The sequence below is a fragment of the Flavobacterium sp. genome (assembly GCF_023151265.1).
In the GTDB taxonomy this organism is placed as follows: domain Bacteria; phylum Bacteroidota; class Bacteroidia; order Flavobacteriales; family Flavobacteriaceae; genus Flavobacterium.
On sequence record NZ_JAKLJH010000164.1, the window covers coordinates 1 to 5,392 of the forward strand.

Genomic DNA, 5,392 nt, shown 5'->3' on the forward strand with positions numbered 1-5,392 from the left:
TTTCGCTTCAAGTTCCAAAAGGTAGTATTTACGGACTTTTAGGTCCTAATGGTGCTGGAAAAACCTCCTTAATTCGTATCATCAATCAAATTACAATGCCAGATAGCGGCTTGGTGTTATTGGATGGCGAAAAGTTAAATCCAGAACATGTAAAACACATTGGATACATGCCCGAAGAACGCGGTTTGTATAAAACTATGAAAGTGGGAGAGCAATGTTTGTATTTGGCACAACTAAAAGGAATGCCCGAAGCTGAAGCGAAAAAACAATTGAAATATTGGTTCGAAAAGTTCGAAATTCAAGGTTGGTGGGATAAGAAAATCCAAGAACTTTCTAAAGGTATGGCGCAAAAAATTCAGTTTATTGTAACGGTTTTGCACCAACCTAAATTATTGATTTTAGATGAACCATTCTCAGGTTTTGACCCAGTTAATGCGAATTTAATCAAGGACGAAATCATCGAATTAAATAAAAAAGGAACTTCTGTAATTTTTTCTACTCATCGAATGGAATCGGTAGAAGAAATGTGCGATTACATTGCGTTAATTCACAAATCTAATAAGCTTATCGAAGGAAAATTAGATGATGTAAAACGTCAACACCGTACCAATATTTATCAAGTGGGAATCATTTCAAATAATATTGAAGGTTTAATGGTGAGTTTAACTCAAAAATTTACCATTGGGCAAACCAACTTCAAATCGTTAAATGATGATTTAAAATTAGAAGTACATCTAGAAAATCACTCTTCTAATGAATTGATTTCTATTTTAACACAATTTGGTCAAGTGACCCATTTTATGGAAAAAATCCCAACAGTTAACGATATATTCATTCAAACAGTAAGTCAATAATCATGAGCGTATTATCTTTAATTATCAAGAGAGAATTTATTGCAAAAGTGCGCAATAAATCATTTATCGTAATGACTTTTTTAGGTCCGTTATTGATTGTGGGAATGTCTTTTTTAATTGCGTATTTATCGAGCGTAAATAAAGGCGATATAAAAACTATTGGAGTTCACGATAGAGCGAATGTGTTTGTAAATGATTTTAAAAATACCGAAGATATTAAATATGTAAATCTTTCTAATTTGTCATTTGATAAGGCAAAAGATTCATCAAGTAACGCTTTTGAAGGCTTAATTTATGTGCCAGAAGTTCAAAACGTAGAAGAATTGGCAACCAAAACAACTTATATTTCAGATGATAGTCCGAAAATGGATTTCTTAATGAATTTACAAAAAGTCATTGATACCAAATTAAACAAAGAAAATCTGAAAAAATTAGGTTTTGATGCTGATACCATTGAAAAAGCGAAAATTAAATCGGAAGTGCAATTCGCTAAGTTTTCAGGTGAAGACGGATTAAAATTCTTAAATGAAATCAAAATAGGAATCGGTTTTGCTTTCGGATATTTAATTATGATGTTCATTATTATCTACGGAAACATGGTGATGCGAAGTGTTATTGAAGAGAAAACGAATCGTATTATTGAAATCATCATTTCTTCGGTAAAACCATTTCAATTGATGATGGGAAAAATCATAGGAACTTCATTAGCGGGAATTCTTCAATTCTTAATTTGGATTTTACTTGGAGTGGTTTTGATGTTTTCGTTATCGGCTGTTTTTGGAAGCCAACAAGAAGCTGTTGCAACCGCACAAGTTACAGCAGAACAAGCAGAAGTAGCCATGAGTTTTATGGATAAATTACAACTTTATATTGCTGAAATTCCAGTAACATCCATATTAATAGGTTTTGTAATTTTCTTTATTGGAGGTTACTTTTTATATAGTTCGTTCTACGCTGCCATTGGAGCCGCAGTAGATTCTGAAACCGATTCCCAACAGTTTTTAATGCCAATCATTATGCCTTTGATGCTAGCGGTTTATGTTGGTTTTTTAACGGTTATGAATGATCCGCACGGAACCGTTGCAGTAGTGTTTTCTTTAATTCCATTAACCTCGCCAATTGTGATGTTAATGCGTATTCCTTTTGGAGTGCCATTATGGCAATTAGCACTTTCTGTAGTTTTATTGTACGGAACGTTTATCTTTGTAGTCTGGTTTGCGGCAAAAATCTACCGAGTTGGTATTTTAATGTACGGAAAAAAACCAAGTTGGAAAGAGTTATATAAATGGTTGAAATATTAAAGTAAGTTTAAAAGTTTATAGTTTAGGAGTTTAAAAGTTTTCAAAACCCTCTTAAACTTATAACCTCATAAACTTCTAACCTAAAAAAGAATGAGTAAAATCCTTATCATAGAAGACGAAGCAGCAATTCGAAGAGTATTAACTAAAATACTTTCCGAAGAAAATGATTCGTATAAAGTTGAAGAAGCAGAAGACGGTTTGCAAGGAGTTGAAAAAGTCAAAAATGAAGATTATGACTTGATTCTTTGCGATATTAAAATGCCAAAAATGGACGGTGTTGAAGTATTAGAAGCTGTTAAAAAAATCAAACCTGAAATTCCGATGGTGATGATTTCTGGTCATGGTGATTTGGAAACAGCAATAAACACGATGCGCTTAGGAGCATTTGATTATATTTCAAAACCACCAGATTTGAATCGTTTGTTAAACACGGTTCGAAATGCGTTAGACAGAAAACAATTAGTTGTAGAGAACAAAATCTTAAAAAAGAAAGTCTCTAAAAACTACGAAATGATAGGAAATAGCGAAGCTATCAATCACATCAAAACCATGATTGAGAAAGTAGCTCCAACTGATGCACGAGTTCTAATTACAGGTCCAAACGGAACTGGAAAAGAATTAGTTGCTCATCAATTGCACGAAAGAAGCGAGCGTTCATCTGCTCCCATTATCGAAGTGAATTGTGCGGCTATTCCATCTGAATTAATTGAAAGCGAATTGTTTGGGCACGTTAAAGGTGCTTTTACTTCAGCTGTAAAAGACAGAGCTGGAAAGTTCGAAGCTGCTGATGGCGGAACTATTTTCTTAGATGAAATTGGCGATATGAGTTTATCGGCTCAAGCCAAAGTGTTACGTGCTTTACAAGAGAATTTAATTCAACGTGTTGGTGCTGACAAAGACATTAAAGTAAATGTTCGTGTTGTAGCGGCAACTAATAAAGATTTGAAAAAAGAAATCGAAGAAGGTAGATTCAGAGAAGATTTATATCATCGTTTAGCGGTGATTTTAATCAAAGTTCCAGCTTTAAACGATAGAAGAGACGATATTCCGGAATTAATTGAGCATTTTGCTGTTAAGATTGCTTCGGAACAAGGAACTTCTCCAAAATCATTTTCAAAATCAGCCATCAAATTATTACAAGAATACGATTGGACAGGAAATATCCGTGAATTACGAAATGTAGTAGAACGCTTAATTATCTTAGGTGGAAACGAAATTTCGGAACAAGATGTAAAACTGTTTGCAAGTAAATAATATCAAGTAAAAAGTGATAAGTAAATAGTGAAAAGTTTGCTAATTACTAATCACTCTTCACTAATTACTAAATAAAAAATGCAATTAAAAAAAATAAATCCCAACCTTCAAAAAGCACTTATTGAAAACGATTTAATCGAAGCTAATGAGCTGCAACAAGAAACATTTTCAACTATTAAAAGTGGTGTAGATGCTGTAATTCAAGCGCCAAATGGTTCTGGAAAAACCACTACTATTTTAATGAATGTGATTCAGAAAATGGATCAACCTGTTGGAGAAAGTACACGCGCTTTAATTTTAGTTCAAGACAAAGAAAAAGTACTTGAAGCAGTTGAAATGTTCAAGAAATTGAATCGTTATAATAATTTAAGAGTTTTTGGTGTACACGAAAAAGGCGATATCGATTACGATAAAAACCAAATTTCCTTAGGAATGGATGTATTGATTGGAACGCCAATTCGTATCAACGAAATGTTCTCATCAGCAGGATTCAATATGACTACCATTAAAATGTTTGTTGTGGATGACGTAGAAGAAATGTTGCGTAAACGAGAAGATTCCATCATTCAAAGACTTTCTATGAGTGCTGAAAAAACCCAACGATTATTTTTCTGTTCCCAAATTACCGAAAGAGTAGAAGTATTAGCAGACAGAATTATGATTGAACCGCTTTTCTTTGAAATGGAAGACTAAATAATAAAAAAACGCCTGAAACAGTTCAGGCGTTTTTTATTATTATTTCACTTGGTCTAAACCTCTTTTTCTTAGTAGTGGTTCAGTGCTTGGTTCGGCACCTCTAAAACTTTTGTAAAGTTCCATTGGATCTTCAGTTCCACCTTTCTCTAAAACGTTTTTTCGGAATGATTTAGCGTAATCTTGGTTGAATAATCCGTTTATTTTAAATACTTCAAAAGCATCGGTATCTAAAACTCCTGACCAAATATAACTGTAATATCCAGCTGAATAACCACCAGCAAAAATATGGTTGAAATACGTACTTCTGTATCTAGGAATAATAGTACTTGGTAAATTAATTTTATCCATTGCTGTTTTTTCAAACGTTTCAGCATCAACCGTAATGTTTCCTTTTTGAGTATGATATTGCATATCTAAAAAAGAAGCTGCTAAATATTCTGTAGTTGCAAAACCTTGGTCAAAAGTACCCGCTTTTTGCATTTTTTCAATTAACGCATCCGGAATAATTTCTCCCGTTTTATAGTGCTTTGCATACATTTTCATTACTTCTGGTTCTGCTGCCCAGTTTTCCATAATTTGAGAAGGTAATTCTACGAAATCTCTTGGAACACTTGTTCCTGCAACACTTTCATAAGTCACGTTTGATAATAATCCGTGTAAAGCGTGACCAAATTCATGGAAGAACGTGCTTACTTCATCAAAAGTTAATAAAGCTGGAGCGTTTTCTGTTGGTTTAGTAAAATTACAAACAATTGAAACTACAGGAGCAATTCGTTTTCCATTTTCCATTTTTTGAGTACGATACGATGTCATCCATGCGCCACCTCTTTTTGATGCTCTTGGGTGGAAATCCATGTATAAAATTCCTACGTGATTTCCGTTAGCTTCGGTTACTTCCCAAACGGTTAGGTCTTCATGGTATTTTGGTACGTTATTTAATTGTTTGAATTGTAATCCATATAAATTTTTACAAACCGTAAAAACACCTTCTCTTGTTTTTTCTAAACTGAAGTAAGGTTTCATTTCTTGTTCATCCAAATCAAAACGTTCTTTTCTGATTTTTTCAGCGTAATATCTCCAATCGTAAGGTTGAACATCATCTTTAATTCCGTCTTTTAACATCATTTCTTTGATGTCAGCCGATTCTTTTTTTGCCATATTTAAAGCTGGAGTCCATAAATCCATCAACAATTTAGTAGCAGTTTCAGGATTTTTAGCCATTGACTTTTCTAACACATAATCAGCGTGTGTTTCATATCCTAGAAGTCTTGCTTTTTCACTTCTTAA

At 33.4% G+C, this 5,392-nt stretch carries 5 protein-coding genes; 4 read left to right on the top strand and 1 reads right to left on the bottom strand.

All coding sequences use genetic code 11. The features are described from left to right. The 4 genes from L6Q46_RS12515 to L6Q46_RS12530 form a co-directional block, all read left to right on the top strand. Positions 1-854: ATP-binding cassette domain-containing protein (locus L6Q46_RS12515; RefSeq protein ID WP_291284584.1), on the top strand; the 854-nt coding region annotated here is incomplete at its 5' end. 2 nt (positions 855-856) lie between these two features. After that, positions 857-2,155, top strand: coding sequence for an ABC transporter permease (locus L6Q46_RS12520; RefSeq protein ID WP_291284585.1), 1,299 nt, complete (start codon positions 857-859; stop codon positions 2,153-2,155). A gap of 90 nt (positions 2,156-2,245) precedes the next feature. Then, positions 2,246-3,409 (top strand): sigma-54 dependent transcriptional regulator, encoded by a 1,164-nt coding sequence (locus tag L6Q46_RS12525; RefSeq protein WP_291284586.1) that lies wholly within the window; start codon positions 2,246-2,248, stop codon positions 3,407-3,409. Positions 3,410-3,487: 78 nt separating this feature from the next. Further along, entirely contained in the window at positions 3,488-4,102 is a 615-nt protein-coding gene (locus L6Q46_RS12530; RefSeq protein ID WP_291284587.1) for a DEAD/DEAH box helicase, read from the top strand. Positions 4,103-4,144: 42 nt separating this feature from the next. Here L6Q46_RS12530 and L6Q46_RS12535 read toward each other — a convergent pair. Next, the coding region (locus L6Q46_RS12535) for a M3 family metallopeptidase (protein WP_291284588.1) at positions 4,145-5,392 on the bottom strand (1,248 nt) is incomplete at its 5' end.